The sequence below is a fragment of the Pradoshia sp. D12 genome, assembly GCF_008935075.1.
Lineage (GTDB): Bacteria > Bacillota > Bacilli > Bacillales > Pradoshiaceae > Pradoshia.
In genome coordinates this window covers 1,857,836-1,877,700 of record NZ_CP044545.1, presented here as the reverse complement: position 1 = coordinate 1,877,700, position 19,865 = coordinate 1,857,836, and the positions used below count along the sequence as shown (strand labels likewise).

The window sequence follows — 19,865 nt, the reverse complement described above, 5'->3', positions numbered from 1 at the left end:
CTAAATAGTTCTCCCGTTCATGATCCATTCAGGAACAACCATTTTGATATTCCCCTTTAGTATACCAGCCAGTTCATATATTTCACTTAGCATTCTTTCATACATAGTAGAGTGCTTCACGAAATTTTCTAATCTTTCCTCCAAACGAGTCTTTTCTCCTTCTGATTTTGTTACATAATACTGCTCAATAATTTCAAAATAATGAACCGGTAAGAGCAACCTTGAGAATAACATCCGTGCAGAAAATGTTGATAAAGGGGTGATTGATTGATATTGGCGCAAAAATGACTCGACACCCTGATGGTATGTATTTGGCTGTTTAAAATAATAAGCGCGTATCCACTCCGCAATATCCCTCGCACTATGGTCAAAAACCCATTCACTAAATAATTTGCCATTTGAGCCGGGTCCCCAGGTTTCTGAAGTAAAGCGATCATAACAAACGGTCCCAGCATCAACCATCTCCGGGTTTTCATCTATTTCAGTATCAACTAAATATTGGATTGCGTTTTCCGAAAGGCCTGCGTAATAAGGATAGCTGTCAATAAACAGTTTTTCAAAATCGTTTTGTGGCTTTGCTGCCAATTTATCTCTCCAAACTCGTTCAAGCTGATCGACCCGCTGCTCCCACATTTCCTTCCATTTTCCGATTCTGCTGCAAAAAACGATTCGTTGCGGAATAGACCTGCCACGATAATGAAATATTGCCAGCTCTCTGCCCACTTCATATGATTGAGGAATTTCCATTTCATTTATACAAACCACATAATCGTTACTTTCCAGTTTTGTTAATAGCTTTTGTTCATTGTTTAACAGGGGAAGCCATACTCCCTTCTCCCCTTTGTTATGCATATGGTACGCCAAACTGCTTCGTTCCTGGAGGTCTTGCTCTTCCATGTTTATGGCAAAGCTCATGAATACTCTGCCTCCACCGTTATATATGTTTATTGCCCCACTGCTTATTTCTTGATCAACTGTAATTCCATATTGTTCGTGTAATAATTGTTTGTTCATCACAATATTGTTCATCACCTCTAATTCCTTGCTTACTATGATAAGTATATGGGCAAGATAACTGTTATATGTGGTTAACATCAAGATTTATTCTTACTATATGCATGGGAGTTGGTGTCTTCGTATGAAAGGGAAACCTGTAGATATGACTGAACAAACAGCAAGAAAATGGTTGCATGATCGAGGGGTGACAGTTACAGATATTGGTGAATTAGTTTTATACCTTCAGCATCAATATCATGAAAATCTGCTATTGGATGAGTGTATTAAAAATGTGGAGCGCGTACTCTCAAAACGCGAAGTCCAAAATGCCATTTTAACTGGCATACAACTAGATATGCTTTCCGAAAAAGGGATGCTTGAAGAACCTTTACAATCCATAATCCGGACTGATGAAGGATTATATGGGGTTGATGAGATTTTAGCATTTAGCATCGTGAATGTATATGGTTCTATTGGTTTTACCAATTATGGATATATTGATAAAAAGAAACCAGGCATACTGGCAAAATTGAATGATAAATCCTCCGGTGAATGCCATACCTTCCTGGATGATATTGTTGGGGCGATTGCTGCTGCCGCTTCCAGCCGTTTAGCTCACCGAGTAGAGAATGTAGAATAAATATAAAATCCTGAATTTATACTTTGAGTTTTTCTTTTATAAGGTAATTAAACCGAGTCGGTTAATTTCCTAACAGTCTAACAAGTAAGAACGAAAGAGCATACCTGCCCTTTCGTTCTACTGTTTAGATATTTATATGAATTATGTGTAATACACATCTTTGTGAATTCATTTAATCGCTTAGGTAATCATAAGTGAACTTACTCAAATTCCACATTGTCAAACTCCATTTCAGCTGCAAGCTCTATTGTATAATAAACAAAGGCAAGAGCAATCAGTGCTGCCAATATGAGCTGCTGATCAATAAGGGTAATTGCAAAAATGATATCGAGTAAGATTAGTATTGAAAATCTTAGAATCATCGTCTATCCCCCCTTTTTCTTCTATTATCATTATTCCCGTTATCAAACACTGTACCTATAGGTATCTTGACAATTGTATGGCTTTTCTAAATATTAATCTTTATTATTTAAATCCTGAATAAGTTTGTGAAATATTGAACTTTCTATAGAAATCCTTAAACTAGTATGCTAGAATACTAGTGGTTGAGTTAAATTACTTTTTTGTAGTTTAAATGTATGGCTAATTTATTTGAAGGTTGATGCCTTCGTCTTTAATTATGAAAGCCTAAACATAAATAAAGGAAAATCGTACATACTACATGATGATAGAAATTTTTCTCAAATATTTAGTAAGGGAGTATTACATAGGATGACTAAAGTGGATTTAAAAGCAAAACCATACCATTTATCTGATGAAGATATTAAATGGGTAACAGACACAATTAATTCTATGACAATCGAAGAAAAGATTGGCCAATTATTCGTTAATATGGGAGCTAGCCGTACTGAAGAATATTTAACAGGTATGCTAAACAACTACCATATCGGTGCTGTACGTTACAATCCTGGTAAAGCTGAAGAAGTTTACGATCAAAATAAAATTCTTCAAGAAAACAGCAAAATTCCATTGCTAATTGCTGCAAACACAGAAGCAGGCGGTAATGGAGCTTGTACAGACGGTACTGAAGTTGGTCTTGAAGTTAAAATCGGTGCAACAAAAGATGCGAAATGGGCATATGAAATGGGCCGAGTTTCTGGTGTAGAAGCGTCTGCAATCGGATGTAACTGGAGCTTTGCGCCAATCGTAGATATTCACATGAACTGGCGTAACCCAATCATCTCTAGCCGTACTTTTGGTTCTGACCCTGATCAAGTTTTAGAAATGAGCTTGGCTTACATGAAAGGTATCCAGGAAAGCGGAATTGCACCTGCTGCTAAACACTTCCCTGGTGACGGCGTAGATGAGCGTGACCAGCATTTATCCTTCGCGCCTAACAGCCTATCTTGTGATGAGTGGGATGAAACTTTCGGAAAAGTTTACAAAGGCTTAATCGATGCTGGCCTACCTTCTATCATGGCTGGTCACATCCATATGCCTGCTTATTCCAAGCACTTCAACCCTAGCCTTACAGATGAAGATTTGCTGCCAGCAACTCTTTCTAAAGAGCTAATCACAGATTTATTACGTGGTAAATTAGAATTCAATGGCGTTGTTGTTACAGATGCGAGCCACATGGTTGCGATGACTTCTGCAATGAAACGCAGCGAAATGCTTCCTACTGCTATTGCTGCTGGTTGTGACTTATTCTTATTCTTCAACGATCCAGATGAAGATTTCGGCTACATGATGGACGGATACAAAAACGGTATTATTACAGAAGAGCGTTTAGAAGCAGCTCTTACTCGTATCCTTGGTCTTAAAGCATCTTTAGGTCTTCACAAAAAAGCAAAAACGGAAATCATGATGCCGAAAGAAGAAGCGCTTAAACAAATCGGTCTTCCTGAAAACGTTAAGCTATTTAAAGAAGTTACTGATCGTGCAATCACATTGGTAAAAGACAAACAAGATATTTGGCCTGTTACTCCTGAAAAATACAAACGAGTATTACTAGTTAATGTTAAAACTGCTGAAGGTGCATTCAGTAAATTAATTAGCGGTAACAAACCTAAGCCAATTGATCTTCTGAAAGCAGAGCTTGAAGCGCAAGGCTTTGAAGTGGAAATTCACGAATCTCCAATGGATAAAATCGCGGACCTGCCACCAGAAGAACAAATGAAGAGCATCATGAACGCATATGCAGCAAAACGCCCTATTAAAGAATTAACAGATAAATATGATTTAATCATTAATATCGCTAATATCAAAATGGGTGAAGTTGTTCAACGTATGACATGGAATGCGTTAAAAGGAACACCTGATATTCCGTTCTATGTACACGAAGTACCAACAATCTTTGTTTCTGTAAACTACCCATTCCACTTAGCGGATGTTCCACAAGTGAAAACATACATCAACACGTATGACGGTAATAAAGAAACAATTGAAGTACTAGTAGAAAAAATGATGGGTAAATCACCATTCAAGGGTGACAGCCCAGTTGATGCATACTGCGGATTAAAAGACACATACATTTAATCTGTCAAAAGCAAAAAAAGGATTAAACCTTCCTCGGTTTAATCCTTTTTCTCTTTTAAGTAGGAAGCGATTGCCCTGCCTGCTACCCTGCCTGTAAATAAACAGCCTCCAAGAAATGTCCCCTCTAGCGAACGATATCCGTGAACTCCTCCCCCTCCAAATCCAGAAACCTCACCAGCTGCATAAAAGCCAGGTATTGCCTCACCCTTAGAATTGAGGACTCGTGCTGATAAATCTGTTTGTAGCCCGCCTAGAGTTTTGCGACTTACAATGTTTAAACGAACAGCAATCAATGGTCCATTTTGAGGATCAAGTATTTTATGCGGTTTGGCGACTCGGATTAATTTGTCACCTATGTAATTTCTCGCTCCCCTTAATGCCGTAATTTGCAAATCCTTTGTGAATGTATGATCCATTTCACGATCTCTCGCTTTTATTTGTCTTTCAATTTCTTCGTAATTTAATAGATTATCTTTTGTTAATTCATTCATTCCTTTAACCAGTTCCACTAAGTTATCTGCAATGACAAAATCCTCGCCATGATCCATAAATGCCTTTACCGGACCAGGAGGACCAGGGAGTACTCTGCTTAAGACCTTGCGGATACTTTTATTCGTTAAATCCGGATTTTGCTCAGAACCGGATAGCGCAAATTCTTTCTCAATCATTTTTTGTGTCAAAATAAACCATGAGTAATCAAATCCTGTTTTTTGGATAGCCTCCAGGGTGCCAAGTGTATCATACCCAGGAAAGTTGGGGGCCGGGAAGCGCTGGCCTGTTGCATTCAGCCAAATAGAGGACGGACCTGGCAAAATTCTAATTCCATGGTTTTCCCATACCGAGTTCCAGTTTTTGATTCCCTCTGTGTAATGCCACATACGATCTCGATTTACAATACGCCCACCTGCCTCTTCTGATATCCCCAGCATTCTGCCATCCACATGTGCCGGGACCCCTGAAATCATGTTCTTTGGAGGCGGCCCCAGTCTTTCTGGCCAATTTGTGCGAATTAAATCATGGTTGGCTCCGATACCCCCGCTCGAAACAAGAACTGCTTTACCAGAAAACTCAAAATGAGTAATAACGTCCCTGTTACTTTTCTCACCTCTTAAAGCCGAACTGGCTGCCAATATGGAACCCTTCACCCCCTGAATTATCCCATTACTGCTCATCAGTTCATCTACACGGTGACGAGGACGATAATCAACTAATCCATTTTTAATATGCTCTCTTACCCTTTTTTCAAAAGGCGATACAATACCTGGACCTGTTCCCCAAACAATATGAAATCTTGGTACTGAGTTACCATGTCCTTCAGCCAAATAACCTCCTCTTTCAGCCCAACCAACTACAGGAAAAAAACGAACTCCTTGTTTATGAAGCCAAGCACGTTTTTCTCCAGCAGCAAAGTCAATATACGCTTCTGCCCATTTTTTGCCCCAATAATCCTCCTCATCTCGATCAAACCCTGCAGTACCCATCCAATCCTGCCAAGCCAATTCCTTAGAATCTTTAATACCCATACGACGTTGTTCAGGGGAATCCACTAAAAATAAACCACCGAATGACCACCAAGCTTGTCCGCCTAATGAAGCTTCAGGTTCTTGATCTAGCAATAATACCTTTTTCCCTGCATCTGCAATTTCTGCTGTAGCCACCAAACCGGCCAAACCAGCCCCAATAACGATCGCATCGAACTCCAATGCATTTCCCCCTTTTTGATAAACGTTTATACTCTTATATTAATCTATAGTTCCATAATTTAGGTATGTATACTGATATAAAAAGAAGAATTTACTTTGCTTAAAATTATGAGCCTAAATCAACAGTTTTATATTCCTCCCTTTTTATAAATAAAAAACCAGCCTAGTACCAGACTGGTTCAATAATCATCTTCCTCATCATCCTCTTCCTCATAATCGGAGAAATAATCCACGAATTCATATTTTACTTCATCATCTGTTCGTTCCACTTCTGTAGCTTGATATTCCCCCATGTTCTCTTCCACTATTGCTATATACATCACTCTGCGTCCAGCCTCATATTCATCATTGACTTCCATGAATCCGCTCACGACATAATAATCTTCATCCTTGTTGTACTCAACTTTGCTCTTTCCAATAAATTCAAAAGTTTCATCCTTTGATGAAGCATCTTCCACTTTATTCTTGGCAACCCTAGCTATTTTGTTTTCCGCGTCTGAGTAATATTTATAACCTGCAAAGGCCGCTATCCCTAATATCAATACTGCAGCTGCTATGATAACCATCACTTTATATTTCTTAGCCATCCTCTTCCTCCCCCTTTATGTGTTATAGTAGTATTCTTCCACACCGTCGTTTCTCCTGATAGTTGCCGACATAGTACCAATTTACTTCATTCTTATAAAATTAGTATTCATCCCCCTGCCGTTCATACGATTATATGGCTCTCAACAAGATTTTATTTCGCTTATTATTGAATTGTCCCAAGAGTTTCAGATTTTATGAAAAATAAGAGGACAACCACCTCTATTTCCAATAGACCCGATTATGTATTCTATGGTGTATTTATGAGGAAATTAGTTAATTTGGAATTGGAATTTTCCTCTGGGTTGCAGAAGAAATTAAAATACGTCAGTGTATACTTCCGCAAATCGAAGCGAAAGTCGATAAGTTCGATAAGTAAGTGGACTAAACTATTTATGAGGCGAAAATGGGAAGACAGCAGATGCGAGTGCATTGGCTCAAGGATTCATCATCCCTAGTATGTTAACTTACATTTATTTATGAGCCTACTATTGGAGTAAGTTATTGAGGGTATCAGAAGAATTAGTAAAAGAGGAAGGAGCTCTAAAATAAATAGACTTTAGAACTCCCTTTTTAGTTATTTATTCATAAATTGGCACTCTATCCAGGCAAAATTAATTATTAATGTATTTTTCAAAAACTGCACCAAAATCTTTCATATGATATTCATTATAGGAGGATTTTAACCATTCAAATGTAAATTCAGTTATCCCTTTATATGTGCCTGTTAATGATGCTTCCTCAGATCTTGAGTGTTGGAGTGTTTGAACCGCTCGATCGAGTCCTTCTTTGGCATAATTCATTTGAATGGAGTTTTCATACGTGATTTCCTCAATTCGCAGTAATGCTTTATACAAATCCTTTAATTGTTCAATTTGATTTTTCTTGACGTCAATATCAAAATGAACATTTCCTACATCAAACTTTATTTCTGTATCCAAATCTAATCGCCCTGCAGTTTCAAGCATGACATTTGAAATCTTATACTGAGAATATGGGTATCGTTTTAATAAACGTTTAGATGAGACAGCATTTTCGCCATCTACATGAATTAATGCTAGATTTGTAAAGCAATATTCGTCTGCCTTCGTTTTGATAATGAAATAAATCTTCTCATTATCCTCGTGCATAACATAGTCGTCTGCATCCGTTTTGTCATAATCTTCCGGCGGAATAATAACACCTACGTCAGACAAACCCAATGCATCAGAAGCCATTTTCTTTAACATGTATATCACCCCATTGTAGTTTATACTTTTACTATATCAGAAAAGTGACTAGTATAAAATTCATTTAATGCTCAAGAAAACACATGGATGGTCCATGTGTTTTATGTCATTATTCATCATATTTTTTTGTTATTTTTGCTATTTCTTCACCAAGCTTCTTATAACTTTTTACTTCGTCATGAGGATGCTGTGAATTTTTTCTTTGCTTCCAGTGTCTTTCTTCTTCTTTTTTTGAATGTGACATATATATACCTCCAAATTAAAATAGGACTCATTGCAAAAGATTGAAGCATATCGCCCTATTTTCCTTTATTTTATATTTTCTTTGCCTTTTTAGATTTATTCTTATAAGCTTGATTTGCGCTGGCGCTTCCTAATTCCTTTGAGAATTCAGCATCCGTTTTACTAGAATCAAACCCCTGTTTACTTTTTTGAGCTGCATCATGCTTTCTTTTCGGCATACGATCCCTCCTTCTCTCATTTAGTATTAGAAAGTAAAGAGTAAATATGCACTGTCAGCTATGAATTATTGTTTTATCTTCTTTCAAGGACGACTACTCCTTTTTCTTTTCCAATGTTATTTGAATTAGCTGATCGTGGATAAAAGAAAAAGCAAAGAATGCTGATAAAGCTATGCATTCTTTGCTTGATTGATCTAAATATTGAGACCGCCCTTGACTGTGCGATTATCTTACTTGTTATTGAATAGATAACTGTTGTTTTGCATTCGTCAGTTTACTCATTAAAACATAGGTAAAAAACGATAAAACAATCGGCAGTACGACCGTATGCATCCCGAAAGGATTTGGATAAAATCGATCTATAATCATAAAGCTGCCCATTCCTACAATCATGGATGAAACCGCGCCGTATTTATTCCCGCCAGACCAATATAATCCCATAATAACTGGCCATATAAACACCGACTCCAAGCCTCCAAATGCAAACAAGTTTAACCATACAATTAAATCAGGTGGACTTAACGCAAACAATACAACAGCGATTCCAATTGCTGCTGTAATCCAAAAGCTGATTCTTTTAATCTGCTTCTCGGTAGCATCCTTTTTTATGTAATTGATATATACATCCTTTACTATAGTTGCGCTTACTAATATTAAAAGAGAATCAACTGTGGACATGATAGCAGCCATGGGAGCGGCTAAGACAATACCCGCAATAAATGGTGGCAAGACCTCCATAGTTAATGCAGGCATGACCATATCACCAATTTCTATCCCAGGTATCAATGGACGCGCGAAAACTCCGATTAAATGCATTCCCAGCATCACAGCACCTACCACAATTGTTCCTGTGATAATCGCGATGTGCATTCCCTTCGAATTTTTATAGGACATCGCTCGCATGCTGATTTGCGGTAAACCCACGACGCCCACACCAACTAAAATCCAAAAAGATGAGACATACAAAGGCGTTAAATCTCGTTCTGCACCAAAAGGAGTAATTAGGTTGGGATTTTCAGCCATTAAGTCTGACATAATGTTCGATATTCCTCCGCCAGCAATAATGGTGGCGATTAAAAGGATGACGGTTCCGGCTAACATGACTACTCCTTGGACGGTATCTGTTAAAGCGACTGCTCTAAATCCACCAATAATAACATACATTAAAACTGAAACGGCGAATATGAAAAGTGCTGTCTTATATGGAAGCCCTGTTAAGGATTCAATCAATCGAGCTCCTCCAACCCATTGGGCAGTCATCGACGCAAAAAGGAATATAATGATACTGATGGCGGAAATAATGACGACCGTATCACTTTTATATCTGCCTTTTAGAAAATCAATAATCGTGATTGCTTTATACTTACGAGCCATAATCGCAAATTTTTTCCCTAAAACCATTAATACAAAATACCCGGTTGCCAGTTGAGCCATAGATAGTAAAACCCAACCGAGCCCACGTGTATAGGCAACACCCGGCCCGCCAATAAAGCTTGAAGCACTTCCGTATGTTGCCATCATAGTCATTGCCAGCACAAAACCGCCTAATTGTCTCCCGCCAAGAAAATATTCCTGCAGGAAGGAATCAGAGGATTTTAATTTTCCATTTGCCCAGAATCCTATATAAAAAATAATAACTAAAAAGATCAATAAAGGAACAATGACCTCCCACTTCATGATTGCTCCTCCTCTTCGTCATCCACATCAAAAGATACTTCTTCAAATAAAAATTTGACAATAAGAGTAACAAGGACCACCATAACAAGAAAGCCGACTACACAGCTTAGAAAAAACCAAGCTGGCAATCCTAAAATGTATGTATATTCCTTCGGATTACCTGATCCTAACCCATACGCAAATCCAAACCACCAGATAAAATTTATAATGACAAGTACGACACCTATGATTGCTTCCCTATGGGCTACTTTAAAACGTCTATCTTTCATATCTTCCTCCTTGCAATAGCACCATTAGTTTGCCCGCCATTATTTTTTGTATAATACGTAAACAAACAACATTACCATTTTAACCAAGCTATACTCTTAAAATGAAGGTATAAAATTTGGTAAAATAATTTATAATGGATAGCTTAATAAAATAATTGTATAACGCAAAGAAGCCTCAAAATCAGATTTTGAGGAGACACATTATATAATTTCACCATTTACTTGTCTTTATTAAAATAAAGCTCACAATTAGGGTAAGGACAAGAGCACCTGTGAATGCTGGAAATAGATAAAACCCTCCAGTTTCAGGACCCATTTCACCGAGAATCCCTGTACCAATCCACGCACCAATTATGCCACCAAGAAAATTCCCTACCATCCCATTGTGAACGTTTTCATGAATGAGTAATCCTGCAATCCAACCAATAAAGCCACCAACAAACAGGATGCCAATAAAGGACATTTTTCAGCTCCCTCCTTCATGGACAGTATATGCTGGTAAGGTCTAAATGGCTTTATTTAGCAGGAAAGATGGCTACTTTTTTTACTCGATATAAATACGTCGAAGGGAAAAGCATTTCTCATGAGTCATGTCTCCCTACAAAAAAAACTCCAACCCATTGTTGGGTGGAGTTTACAATATTCCTATACTAGTTCAATGACCATACCCGGCTTCACATGATCCAAAATCAGCAACTCACTTTCTGTCACCCTTCCAACGACATTGACCCGTTCATCAGCAGGCAAATCTGTCAGCGTAATCTGCATTTCCCCGCGATAGCGTCCATAAAGGTCATTATCTATGGTTATGCTCCCTTTCGGACGGGGATTATTTTGCAGAGGCGGTACAGATTCCGCAACCCTTGTGTCCATGAAACGAAGAACGTCCCTGGAAGCATCCGGGCGCAAATGGTATTCACCATAATTTTCGAATCCTTGCTCTGTCTGGATGCTAATCTTTCCGTTTTCAAAGTCGTCCATCCTTTTGAGTAAGTCTTCTCCAGGCTCCGGATCACCAACAAATACTTCCGTTCCATCTTTATATAGTTCAAGCGCGGCAACAAAAGGGGATATATATCGATGCTTCTCCAGAGTCGGCAGGCCTTCAAATAAAGGGCCGCGTTTCTCGCCTCCTCCCGGTACAAAAGCAAAGATCGGAATGTCATATCGCTTGTACAATGCATTTTGCTCCCGGAAAAACGATTCACTTAGTCCTGTTTCCCTCCGCGGATAAAAGTTATGCCAACCGATTATCTGTTCAGTTTTGAGTCCGTTATTCAGCAGCAGCTGTATATCACGTTCAAACAGTATACTTGAATTAACCGCAATTTTAAATTCCCTTGCCAGACTAGCAATAAAACCATGGTCAAAGAAATCGTCCAGTCTTAGCCCGGTGATACCCAATTCCTTCAATTGATACAAACTGTCGATTCCCAAATGGCCCGGGGTTTTTAATGAAACATCCGCATATACATCGATTCCCTGTCCTTTAGCCAGATGTAGCAGCTTTTTGGCACGTACTGCCAGCTCGCCTGCTTCCTCCGGGATATGAAGCGAGGTAAATCCCCGCTTCACTCCCATTTGGCCTGCTTGGATAATACGTTCCTCAGCCAGCGGATCATTCAAATAAAAGGAAATCCCGATCAATCAAATTCACCAGCCATTTCATCTTTAAACCCAAACAGGTAAGTAAAGATGAAGCCAGCAACATAAGCAATTAATACTCCGACTAAGTAAAGCAGAACCTCACCGTTATTCACAAGGAATGCAAGCGGTAAACCAGATACCCCAATTGCTGTCGTTGCGATATTGAAATGTGCCTGGAAGGCTGCACCAACGCCTGCCCCCAAACATGCAGTCAAGAACGGACGGCCGAGCGGCAATGTAACTCCGAAGATCAATGGCTCGCCGATTCCAAGAATACCAGCAGGAAGTCCCCCGCCAATCGCTCTTTTCAAGCGTGTTTTCTTTGTTTTCATATAGATAGCGAACGCAGCGCCAACTTGACCAGCGCCACCCATTGCAAGAATAGGTAATAATGGGTCGTCACCGATTGTATTGAGTAATTCCAAATGGATAGGTGTGAGACCTTGATGCAGACCTGTCACGACCAACGGCAAGAATGTCGCTCCAAGAACGAATCCTGCAATGGCTCCTCCAAAATCAAGCACTGCGGTCAATCCATCTGTAATCACATCAGAGACAAATCCACCGACAGGCATAAATACCAGATACGTCATAATACCTGTAAGCAAAAGGGCGATAGTCGGTGTTACGATAATATCAAGCGACGCTGGAACAAACTTACGGACATTCTTCTCAATAAAAGCCATAAATATCGCCGCAAACATGACCCCGATTAAACCACCGCGTCCAGGCAGTAATTCTTCCCCGAACAAGACAATCTGGGCAGCAGCAGGGTTAATAATCAATATAGCGGCTAACCCGCCAAGTGCAGGGGACCCACCGAACTCTTTCGCTGTATTGATCCCTACAAAGATTCCTAAATAGGTGAATAAACCACCACCGATAACTGTTAAAATAATTGCAAGTTGTGATTCAGCCGATAACCATCCTGCTTGAATGACAGCCTTAGAAATACCATTGACCAAACCGGAAGCTACTAACGCAGGAATCAAAGGAATAAATATACTAGCAATTTTTCTCAAAAAGAGCTTAAACGGCGTGCTGTTTTTCTTTTTAAGCTCACCCTTCAGGCTGGAAGCCCGCTCATTAAGATTGATGTCTCCTGATTCTTTGAGCAGTTTCTCAAATTCGTCTGTTACCTTATTGACATGCCCAGGACCCAGAATGATTTGCAGCGTTTCTTCTTCAACAAAGCCGAGAACTCCATCGATTTTTTTTATGGCTTCTTTGTTAACGAGTGATTCATCATAAGGTGTGACTCTAAGACGTGTCATACAGTTCGTAAAGGCTTTAATATTCTTCGCCCCGCCCAACTGCTCCAAGATTTTTTTAGCCAGAGTTTTGTAATCTTGACCAGCCATTTTCTTTCCCCCCAAAAACTGATTATTTGTATGTTTTGCCTTTCATAAATCTTATAGCCTCTCTCGTCTTATCGATGGCTCTGACCGTTTCTTCATATTGCTCTGTCGCCATGCTCAAAAACAAAATATCAATCATGAACAGCTGAGCTAACCTTGAAGAAGTGGCCGCACTCCGGAACGGAGCTTCCTTCGAATAGGATGTATATAAATTAATATCGGCTAATGCTGCAACCGATGAGGGCCCATATTTAGTCAAACTGATTGTTTGGACACCTTGTTCCTTTGCGAGTCTTGTAACTTCGATGACCTCGATTGTTTCACCAGAAAACGAAATGGTGAATACCACGTCATCCGGCTCGGCGTTAGCAATCAATGTTGCTACAAGATGCGCATCCGAAAATGCTGTTGCGCTTTTATTGATCCGAAGCAGTTTTTGCTGCGCATCCACGGCGATGATTGATGATGCCCCGATTCCAAAGAAATGGACATTTTTCGCTTTCAACAGCACATCGACCGCTTTTTTTAGTTCTTCGTAGTTGATTACTTCAGAGGAATCACGCAAACTTTGTATACTATTATTCAAAGTCTTTTGGACGATCATCTCGGCGGTTTCATCCCGTTCAATGTCTCTGTATCCCGGTTCCTCCGGTCTGCCGAGATCACCTGCAATACGGACCTTCAAATCCTGGAAGCCATTCAGCCCCAGTGACTTGCATAGCCTGATGACCGCTGCCCCGCTTGAACTCGTCTTTTCTGCCAATTCATTGACTTTACAATTGACAACCTCATACGGATTTTCCAGTATATATTCAGCAATTTTCCGTTCAGATGCAGGCAACTGTTCTACCCTGTTTACTACCATTTTCAATACTCCGGAAACCACTTATCATCACCTACTTGTGTTTAAATCAATCTGAGAGCTCGGCTTCAATGGCTTTTCGGACATACCCTCCAGATTGCTCCAGAATCAGAGCCGCTTCTTCTTTCTTAATATCCTTTTTAAGCATGACTAAGGCGACCTTTACTTGATGATCAGCATCCTCTAATGTTTGTCTCGCTGTTTCATAGCTTACTCCTGTGATTTTGCTAATAATGCCGATAGCTCTTTCTTTGAGCTTCTCGTTGCTGACATGGACATCAATCATTAAGTTTTCATACGCTTTGCCGAGCAAAACCATTGAAGAGGTTGAAATCATGTTTAGAATCATTTTGTGAGCGGTTGCAGATTTCAGTCTAGTAGATCCCGTAAGCACTTCCGGACCTACGACCACCTCGATGGCATGATCTGCTTCTTCACTGATTCTAGCCTGTTTATTACACGACAGTGCCACTGTTTTGGCTCCTGCCGACCGTGCGTAACGAAGTGCACCAATAACATATGGTGTCCGGCCGCTTGCAGCAATACCGATAACCGTATCATTCTCAGTAAGGGTGATGTCTTTTAAATCCTTCTCGCCATCCTCCGGCCTATCCTCCGCTCCTTCAACCGCCTTTATGAATGCGCTTTCTCCGCCGGCGATAATACCCAGTACCATCTCTGGCTTGGTACTGAATGTTGGCGGGCATTCAACAGCATCGAGTACACCAAGCCTTCCGCTAGTCCCGGCTCCCATATAGATAAGGCGCCCTCCATTTTGGAAAGATGAAACAGCAAAGTGAACGGCTATTTCAACATCTGGTAAAACCTCTTGAACTGCAGCGGCTACTTTTTGGTCTTCCTCATTCATAATTCGCAGAATTTCCATCGGACTGGAAGTGTCTATCTGCATACTTCGATCATTGCGTGATTCCGTGGTTAATAGATTAAGATTTTCTTTCATTAGTAAGACCTCCAGGTAGCTCCTTTTGCGATTACCATTTACTAGTAACTCAACACTTCCAATATACTCCAACTGAAATTGATATTCAATAATTTTATTGAATATTTAAAATTTTATTTCATTCTAATCCAAAAAAAGAAGCATATTCTCATATGCAGAACTACATAGGATATGCTAAAAAAACCTTTTTACATTATATATTTTTTGATTGCATGCGCTACTCCCATTCGGTCATTAGGCTCGGTCACAGCATCAGCTGCTTCCTTAACTTCCTCCGGCGCATTTCCCATAGCTATGCCAAGTCCCGCTGAAAGCAGCATTTGTCTATCGTTAAAGTTGTCACCGATCGCAGCCACCTCAGACATATCCAAGCCAAGCCTTTTTGCCAAATATTCCAAAGCAGAAGCCTTAGTAGTCTTTGGTGGAGTAATTTCAAGGCTTGTGAAACCGAAGCTGCTGCTCACTTCAAAATGATTTTCCATGTTGAATAGCCGATCCATAAATCCTTCATAGTCTCCTTGTTCCTTCCGAAAAGCAGCCAGCTTTTGAATGGCAGGTTCGTTTTCTTTCACATATTCATCGAAAGAATGAAACAGCCTGATTTCGCACTGAGCCCGGAATCGTTCACATCCTCCCATTTCTGCACCGGTTCCTTGTAAAGGCAGGATATTATTCTCAATCCATTTTTCATTCCACTTATTTTTCTCTGGAACTAGTAAACAGTCACCCTCATACAAATGCCCATATACCCCATAGCTTTGGCACGCATCTATAAAGGCCAACAGACTTTCTTTTTTAAAGGTAGATTGCTGAATAATCTTCCCGTCCCGCCCTTGTATAACAGCTCCGTTGTAGGCAATGATTGGATCGGATAAACGGATAGCCTCCGCAATCCACCTAGTCGCCAAAGGCGTTCTTCCGCTGCAGATGATTACCTTTCCTCCCCTTGATTTAAAATCATGCAGGGCCTCTATCGTTTCTTTGTCAATATCCATCTCCGCATTCAACAAAGTTCCATCTAAATCAACAGCCAATAATTTATACTCCATCTAGTATCCCTCCCAGGTCCCTATATACATGCACATTATCATATTTTACCGGCAACCACACAAAAGATTCACATTTCCTGGTGATAACACCAATGTACCGGTTTATTACTACTAGTTAAACTCCTCCCAAAGATAACAATGCATATTGTATCTCTTTTAGATAGTTGGATTACCGATTATAAGTATGGCTAATCACAGAGGATAATTAGAATATTCCCGACAATAGCAAAATAAAAAGGTTCCTGTGTTAATAAAGGAACTGGCTGGGCAAAAATCCAAACTGAAATTCAAGCAGCAGAAAAGGTAAATTCAGAATCGTAACATAGAACAGACACTGTTAATCTATCTTACAAAGGAGTATATTAGGAGATTTTCTAACACCTCTAAAACAGAGAGATTCACTTATAGAGAAGGTAGTAGAAATACTATCTACACATCATATAGTTTTCCCCAAGAATTCTTCCATACTCGAATAGACTCCCCTTCCTTCATATAAATTTAGATTGTTTAAAATACTTTTAAAAGTCAAAATACTACGCTTGACTTCAAGTCTACTTGAAGGCTACGCTGAGTAAAGTAAGAGTATTTAATATAGGAGGGAAAACATGTATCAGGCATCAAGACAACGTTATAAATCTATGACATATTTCCACTGTGGTGACAGTGGACTTCAATTACCAGCTATTTCATTAGGATTCTGGCACAATTTCGGCGATACAGCTTCATATGAAAATATGAAACAACTCTGTTTTACCGCTTTTGATAATGGAATTACTCACTTTGATTTAGCAAATAACTATGGACCAGAACCTGGGAGTGCCGAAAAAAATCTAGGACTTATTATGAAAGAAAACTTTGCAGCATATCGTGATGAACTTATCATCAGTACTAAAGCAGGATACGATATGTGGGATGGTCCATATGGAAACTGGGGAAGTCGAAAATATCTTATTGCAAGCCTCGACCAAAGCTTAAAGAGAATGGGATTAGAATATGTTGATATTTTTTACCATCATCGAATGGATCCCCACACACCATTGGAAGAAACGATGAATGCGCTAGCCCAAATCGTTAGAAGTGGCAAGGCATTATATGTAGGTCTCTCAAACTACGATGGAAAAACGTTAGAAAAGGCGACTGAAATTTTACAAGAATTACATTGCCCATTTATTATAAATCAGAATAGGTATTCAATTTTTGATCGAACAATTGAACAAAATGATTTGAAAGATACATCTAAAAAGTTAAAAAAAGGTATTATTGCGTTTAGTCCTTTGGAACAGGGAATGTTAACCAATCGATATTTACATGGAATTCCGGACGACAGTAGAATAAAGACGGATGGACGATTTTTAAATGCTTCTGCCTTATCCGAAGACCGATTAACTCAAATTAAAAAACTCAATGAGATAGCTGAGGAGCGAGGGCAGACACTTGCAGAGATGGCGATAAGCTGGATTTTGCGAGATGGAATTGTGACCAGTGTTCTCATAGGAGCTTCCAAACCTAGCCAGATTCTTGATAACATTGGAGCTTTAAAAAATATCACATTCACAGAAGAAGAGTTACAGCAGATTGATAACATTTCTTTAGCATAACTGAACAAACCAGTTTAGTTTCTGAATTCAATTCGGAATAAACTTATTGAATAATCAATGGCCAACCAATATTACGGCATCATGTTCTTTCGTGATTCTACTAAATGCCGAACAATTTTTGCTCTCTAAATACCTGCCATCGTAAGGGGGCTTGGGGCTTATTTATTCGCCCCAGCCTTCAACCCTTCTACCATGTATTTTTGGAACGCCATAAAGAGAATCGTGATAGGCAGTGCAACAAGCACTGCTCCAGCCGCGAATGTCGTAAATTCGGTATTTCCTCGTCCCGTCACCATCTCAAACAACCCAATCGCTAAGGTTTTATTTTCATTGGATCGTAAAACCAGTCGAGCAAAGATAAAGTCCATCCACGGACCGATGAAGTTCGAAACCGCTACGAAGACGAGAATTGGAACGCTCAATGGCATCATCACTTTAAAGAAAATAGTGAAATGACCTGCTCCGTCAATTTTCGCAGCTTCCTCCAAACTGCGAGGCATGGAATCGAAGTATCCTTTCACAAGCCAGGCGTTAAACGGAATGGATCCGCCTGCATAAACCAATATGAGTCCCCAGTGATTGTCCAATAATCCCATTTGTAAAAGCAGGATATAGATAGCAATCATCCCCATAAATCCGGGAAACATTTGCAGAATCAACATAGCCATCAATCCTTCTTTCCGGCCTGGAAAGCGGAATCGACTAAACGCATAGGCAGCTGTGACCACTAAAAAGGTCGAAATGACCATGTTCCATAGTGCTATTTTTAAGGTGTTTTTATACCATGTCACATACTCGGTTTTCTGAATCAAATAGACAAAATGATCTAAGGATAAACGGATTCCTTTTACGGACTGGGCAATTTGAGCGAAATCAAAACTCCGAACCCCTTCCCAAAAGAGACCCCATTCCATCCCAGGAAGAAGCTGTGCACTGAATAGGGAATCCCCAGGATTCAAACTTCCCATGAGAATCCATACAACTGGATAAAGCACGAAGATGGCCACCACGAGAAGCAGAAAATGTTTCCACACGAATGAAATTCGTTCACGTGTTTTTTGTTTCATGACATCATGTCCTCCTCGTTGAATGCTTTCGTTCGTCTGAAGTTCCAAACCGAAATGATGGCAATAACAATGAAGATCAGGATGCTCACAACGCTTGCCATATTAAATTGGCTTTGGTCGAGGGTCAGTTTGTAAATCCAGCTGATTAAAATATCTGTGGAGCCTGCATAACTGTAATCCACATTCACAGGTCCTCCATTCGTCATGAGATAAATCAGGTTAAAGTTATTAAAATTCCCAGCAAACTGCATGATAAGTAAGGGGGCGGTAGAGAACATGACAATCGGCATGGTGATTTTCCAGAACTGTTGCTTCCCGTTTGCCCCATCCACCTGCGCCGCCTCATATAATTCACGATCTATGCTCGTCATGACGCCGCTCATCAAGACCATCCAGAACGGAAATCCAAACCAGACATTCACCATGATAAGCGCGAATTTCGCCCACATCGGGTCGCTAAGCCACGGGATACTGGATAGTCCAATGACTTCTAAATATTGGTTAATAGGTCCAAATTCCCCGTTGAATAGGTTCCTCATGATCAAAATGCTGACAAACGAAGGAATCGCCCATGGCAAGATATAAATGCTTCTCCAAAATTTCCGGAATTTGATTCCCTTTGAATTCAAGAGAACCGCAAATAAGATTCCGACAAAGAACGTGGTAACCGTGGCTGAAATTGCCCAAAGAATCGTCCATCCGAAGACGCCGATGAACGTTCGGTTCCAGGTTTTCAAGTTAAATAAGTCCACAAAGGTTTGAAATCCCACCCAGTCCACTAGAGAAGCAGGCGGCAAGTGGTTCGGTCCTGAATAGTTTGTGAAAGCGATTGCAATTCCAAAAATCAAAGGCAAGATGGTTAAAAAGGCCGTGAATACAATGGATGGTGTGAGCAAAAAGTAAGGAAATCCTTTATCTATTAAGACACGGAGGGTTTCTTTGAATGAGTTTGTTTTTCCCCCTTGATCTCGCCATTGTCCGACTTTCCAAGCATCCTTCACATTCAAATAATACATCCATACAAAGAACAAGCCACAAATTAAAAAGATGATACCTTCGATTAACAAGAAGATGCTGTGATCCCCTTGCTGAATTTCAAATCCCACACGGGTCTGCACCGTTTCCCCTAATGTGGCCAACCCCCACATAGCATTTCGAAACGGTAATGTCCAAAACACTACAAGGTATAGCTCCATACAGATAAATAAGATCCCTTTGATGTACTGTCGATTGTACAATTGCCCAAGTCCCATAAACAGCAAAGAAAAGATCAAGCTTTTCTTGG

The 19,865-nt window shown here is 39.9% G+C and carries 20 protein-coding genes; 3 read left to right on the top strand and 17 right to left on the bottom strand.

Going from position 1 to position 19,865, the window contains the following annotated elements; genetic code table 11:
• The gene (yutH, locus tag F7984_RS09145; protein ID WP_181161998.1) at positions 1–1,029 is read right to left on the bottom strand and encodes a spore coat putative kinase YutH; all 1,029 of its coding nucleotides are present in this window, start codon (positions 1,027–1,029) and stop codon (positions 1–3) included.
• A 109-nt stretch (positions 1,030–1,138) separates the two neighbouring features.
• Here yutH and F7984_RS09140 point away from each other — a divergent pair, with 109 nt between their 5' ends.
• Positions 1,139–1,636, top strand: a complete 498-nt coding sequence (locus F7984_RS09140) for a phosphatidylglycerophosphatase A family protein (protein WP_181161997.1) — start codon at positions 1,139–1,141, stop codon at positions 1,634–1,636.
• Positions 1,637–1,836: 200 nt separating this feature from the next.
• Here F7984_RS09140 and F7984_RS19025 read toward each other — a convergent pair whose 3' ends face one another.
• Positions 1,837–1,998: a hypothetical protein gene (locus F7984_RS19025; protein WP_175354259.1), complete on the bottom strand. Its 162-nt coding sequence runs from the start codon at positions 1,996–1,998 to the stop codon at positions 1,837–1,839.
• A gap of 349 nt (positions 1,999–2,347) precedes the next feature.
• Between F7984_RS19025 and F7984_RS09135 the strand changes: the two genes are divergently transcribed.
• Positions 2,348–4,114 carry a glycoside hydrolase family 3 protein gene (locus F7984_RS09135; protein ID WP_066103876.1) on the top strand — a complete coding sequence of 589 codons (1,767 nt, stop codon included), beginning with the start codon at positions 2,348–2,350 and terminating at the stop codon, positions 4,112–4,114.
• Between the two features lie 38 nt (positions 4,115–4,152).
• On the opposite strand, the gene F7984_RS09130 is transcribed toward F7984_RS09135, so the two are convergent.
• The 13 genes from F7984_RS09130 to F7984_RS09080 all read right to left on the bottom strand — a co-directional run bounded on the left by F7984_RS09130 (position 4,153) and on the right by F7984_RS09080 (position 15,915).
• Positions 4,153–5,817, bottom strand: a complete 1,665-nt coding sequence (locus tag F7984_RS09130) for an FAD-binding dehydrogenase (protein WP_139891959.1) — start codon at positions 5,815–5,817, stop codon at positions 4,153–4,155.
• Positions 5,818–5,996: 179 nt separating this feature from the next.
• Entirely contained in the window at positions 5,997–6,404 is a 408-nt protein-coding gene (locus F7984_RS09125; protein WP_140461440.1) for a hypothetical protein, read from the bottom strand.
• Positions 6,405–7,016: 612 nt separating this feature from the next.
• Entirely contained in the window at positions 7,017–7,631 is a 615-nt protein-coding gene (locus F7984_RS09120) for a PH domain-containing protein (RefSeq protein ID WP_066103882.1), read from the bottom strand.
• Between the two features lie 109 nt (positions 7,632–7,740).
• Positions 7,741–7,875, bottom strand: a complete 135-nt coding sequence (locus F7984_RS19365; RefSeq protein ID WP_219847586.1) for a DUF6254 family protein — start codon at positions 7,873–7,875, stop codon at positions 7,741–7,743.
• 70 nt (positions 7,876–7,945) lie between these two features.
• Positions 7,946–8,092: a hypothetical protein gene (locus F7984_RS19020; protein ID WP_175354260.1), complete on the bottom strand. Its 147-nt coding sequence runs from the start codon at positions 8,090–8,092 to the stop codon at positions 7,946–7,948.
• Positions 8,093–8,329: 237 nt separating this feature from the next.
• Positions 8,330–9,769, bottom strand: a complete 1,440-nt coding sequence (panF, locus tag F7984_RS09115) for a sodium/pantothenate symporter (protein WP_140461439.1) — start codon at positions 9,767–9,769, stop codon at positions 8,330–8,332.
• A complete protein-coding gene (locus F7984_RS09110; RefSeq protein ID WP_139891961.1) occupies positions 9,766–10,038 on the bottom strand; it encodes a YhdT family protein in 273 nt (90 codons plus the stop codon). Before F7984_RS09110 ends, panF begins: the two co-directional genes overlap by 4 nt.
• Before the next feature lie 211 nt (positions 10,039–10,249).
• A complete protein-coding gene (locus F7984_RS09105; RefSeq protein ID WP_140461438.1) occupies positions 10,250–10,501 on the bottom strand; it encodes a GlsB/YeaQ/YmgE family stress response membrane protein in 252 nt (83 codons plus the stop codon).
• A gap of 182 nt (positions 10,502–10,683) precedes the next feature.
• Entirely contained in the window at positions 10,684–11,685 is a 1,002-nt protein-coding gene (locus F7984_RS09100; RefSeq protein WP_140461437.1) for a MupG family TIM beta-alpha barrel fold protein, read from the bottom strand.
• A complete protein-coding gene (locus tag F7984_RS09095) occupies positions 11,682–13,046 on the bottom strand; it encodes a PTS transporter subunit EIIC (RefSeq protein WP_140461436.1) in 1,365 nt (454 codons plus the stop codon). Before F7984_RS09095 ends, F7984_RS09100 begins: the two co-directional genes overlap by 4 nt.
• Before the next feature lie 22 nt (positions 13,047–13,068).
• Positions 13,069–13,929, bottom strand: a complete 861-nt coding sequence (locus F7984_RS09090; RefSeq protein ID WP_140461435.1) for a MurR/RpiR family transcriptional regulator — start codon at positions 13,927–13,929, stop codon at positions 13,069–13,071.
• A gap of 25 nt (positions 13,930–13,954) precedes the next feature.
• The gene (gene murQ / locus F7984_RS09085) at positions 13,955–14,866 is read right to left on the bottom strand and encodes an N-acetylmuramic acid 6-phosphate etherase (protein ID WP_140461434.1); all 912 of its coding nucleotides are present in this window, start codon (positions 14,864–14,866) and stop codon (positions 13,955–13,957) included.
• 188 nt (positions 14,867–15,054) lie between these two features.
• Positions 15,055–15,915, bottom strand: coding sequence for a Cof-type HAD-IIB family hydrolase (locus tag F7984_RS09080; RefSeq protein ID WP_066103900.1), 861 nt, complete (start codon positions 15,913–15,915; stop codon positions 15,055–15,057).
• Between the two features lie 605 nt (positions 15,916–16,520).
• Here F7984_RS09080 and F7984_RS09075 point away from each other — a divergent pair.
• Complete coding sequence (locus tag F7984_RS09075) at positions 16,521–17,513, top strand: aldo/keto reductase (RefSeq protein WP_139891967.1); 993 nt, start codon at positions 16,521–16,523, stop codon at positions 17,511–17,513.
• A gap of 158 nt (positions 17,514–17,671) precedes the next feature.
• Here the strand turns inward: F7984_RS09075 and F7984_RS09070 are convergent, their stop codons facing one another.
• Positions 17,672–18,580, bottom strand: a complete 909-nt coding sequence (locus F7984_RS09070; protein WP_066103904.1) for a sugar ABC transporter permease — start codon at positions 18,578–18,580, stop codon at positions 17,672–17,674.
• On the bottom strand, positions 18,577–19,698 hold the full coding sequence (locus F7984_RS09065) for a carbohydrate ABC transporter permease (RefSeq protein WP_225983693.1): 1,122 nt from the start codon (positions 19,696–19,698) through the stop codon (positions 18,577–18,579). Before F7984_RS09065 ends, F7984_RS09070 begins: the two co-directional genes overlap by 4 nt.
• Between the last annotated feature and the right edge of the window lie 167 nt (positions 19,699–19,865).

What these genes read in the sequence shown, in the direction of transcription:
- yutH (WP_181161998.1), bottom strand. Translation starts at nt 1,029, where the DNA reads ATGAACAATATTGTGATGAACAAACAATTATTACACGAACAATATGGA.
- F7984_RS09140 (WP_181161997.1), top strand. Translation starts at nt 1,139, where the DNA reads ATGAAAGGGAAACCTGTAGATATGACTGAACAAACAGCAAGAAAATGG.
- F7984_RS19025 (WP_175354259.1), bottom strand. Translation starts at nt 1,998, where the DNA reads ATGATTCTAAGATTTTCAATACTAATCTTACTCGATATCATTTTTGCA.
- F7984_RS09135 (WP_066103876.1), top strand. Translation starts at nt 2,348, where the DNA reads ATGACTAAAGTGGATTTAAAAGCAAAACCATACCATTTATCTGATGAA.
- F7984_RS09125 (WP_140461440.1), bottom strand. Translation starts at nt 6,404, where the DNA reads ATGGCTAAGAAATATAAAGTGATGGTTATCATAGCAGCTGCAGTATTG.
- F7984_RS09120 (WP_066103882.1), bottom strand. Translation starts at nt 7,631, where the DNA reads ATGTTAAAGAAAATGGCTTCTGATGCATTGGGTTTGTCTGACGTAGGT.
- F7984_RS19365 (WP_219847586.1), bottom strand. Translation starts at nt 7,875, where the DNA reads ATGTCACATTCAAAAAAAGAAGAAGAAAGACACTGGAAGCAAAGAAAA.
- F7984_RS19020 (WP_175354260.1), bottom strand. Translation starts at nt 8,092, where the DNA reads ATGCCGAAAAGAAAGCATGATGCAGCTCAAAAAAGTAAACAGGGGTTT.
- panF (WP_140461439.1), bottom strand. Translation starts at nt 9,769, where the DNA reads ATGAAGTGGGAGGTCATTGTTCCTTTATTGATCTTTTTAGTTATTATT.
- F7984_RS09110 (WP_139891961.1), bottom strand. Translation starts at nt 10,038, where the DNA reads ATGAAAGATAGACGTTTTAAAGTAGCCCATAGGGAAGCAATCATAGGT.
- F7984_RS09105 (WP_140461438.1), bottom strand. Translation starts at nt 10,501, where the DNA reads ATGTCCTTTATTGGCATCCTGTTTGTTGGTGGCTTTATTGGTTGGATT.
- F7984_RS09095 (WP_140461436.1), bottom strand. Translation starts at nt 13,046, where the DNA reads ATGGCTGGTCAAGATTACAAAACTCTGGCTAAAAAAATCTTGGAGCAG.
- murQ (WP_140461434.1), bottom strand. Translation starts at nt 14,866, where the DNA reads ATGAAAGAAAATCTTAATCTATTAACCACGGAATCACGCAATGATCGA.
- F7984_RS09080 (WP_066103900.1), bottom strand. Translation starts at nt 15,915, where the DNA reads ATGGAGTATAAATTATTGGCTGTTGATTTAGATGGAACTTTGTTGAAT.
- F7984_RS09075 (WP_139891967.1), top strand. Translation starts at nt 16,521, where the DNA reads ATGTATCAGGCATCAAGACAACGTTATAAATCTATGACATATTTCCAC.
- F7984_RS09070 (WP_066103904.1), bottom strand. Translation starts at nt 18,580, where the DNA reads ATGAAACAAAAAACACGTGAACGAATTTCATTCGTGTGGAAACATTTT.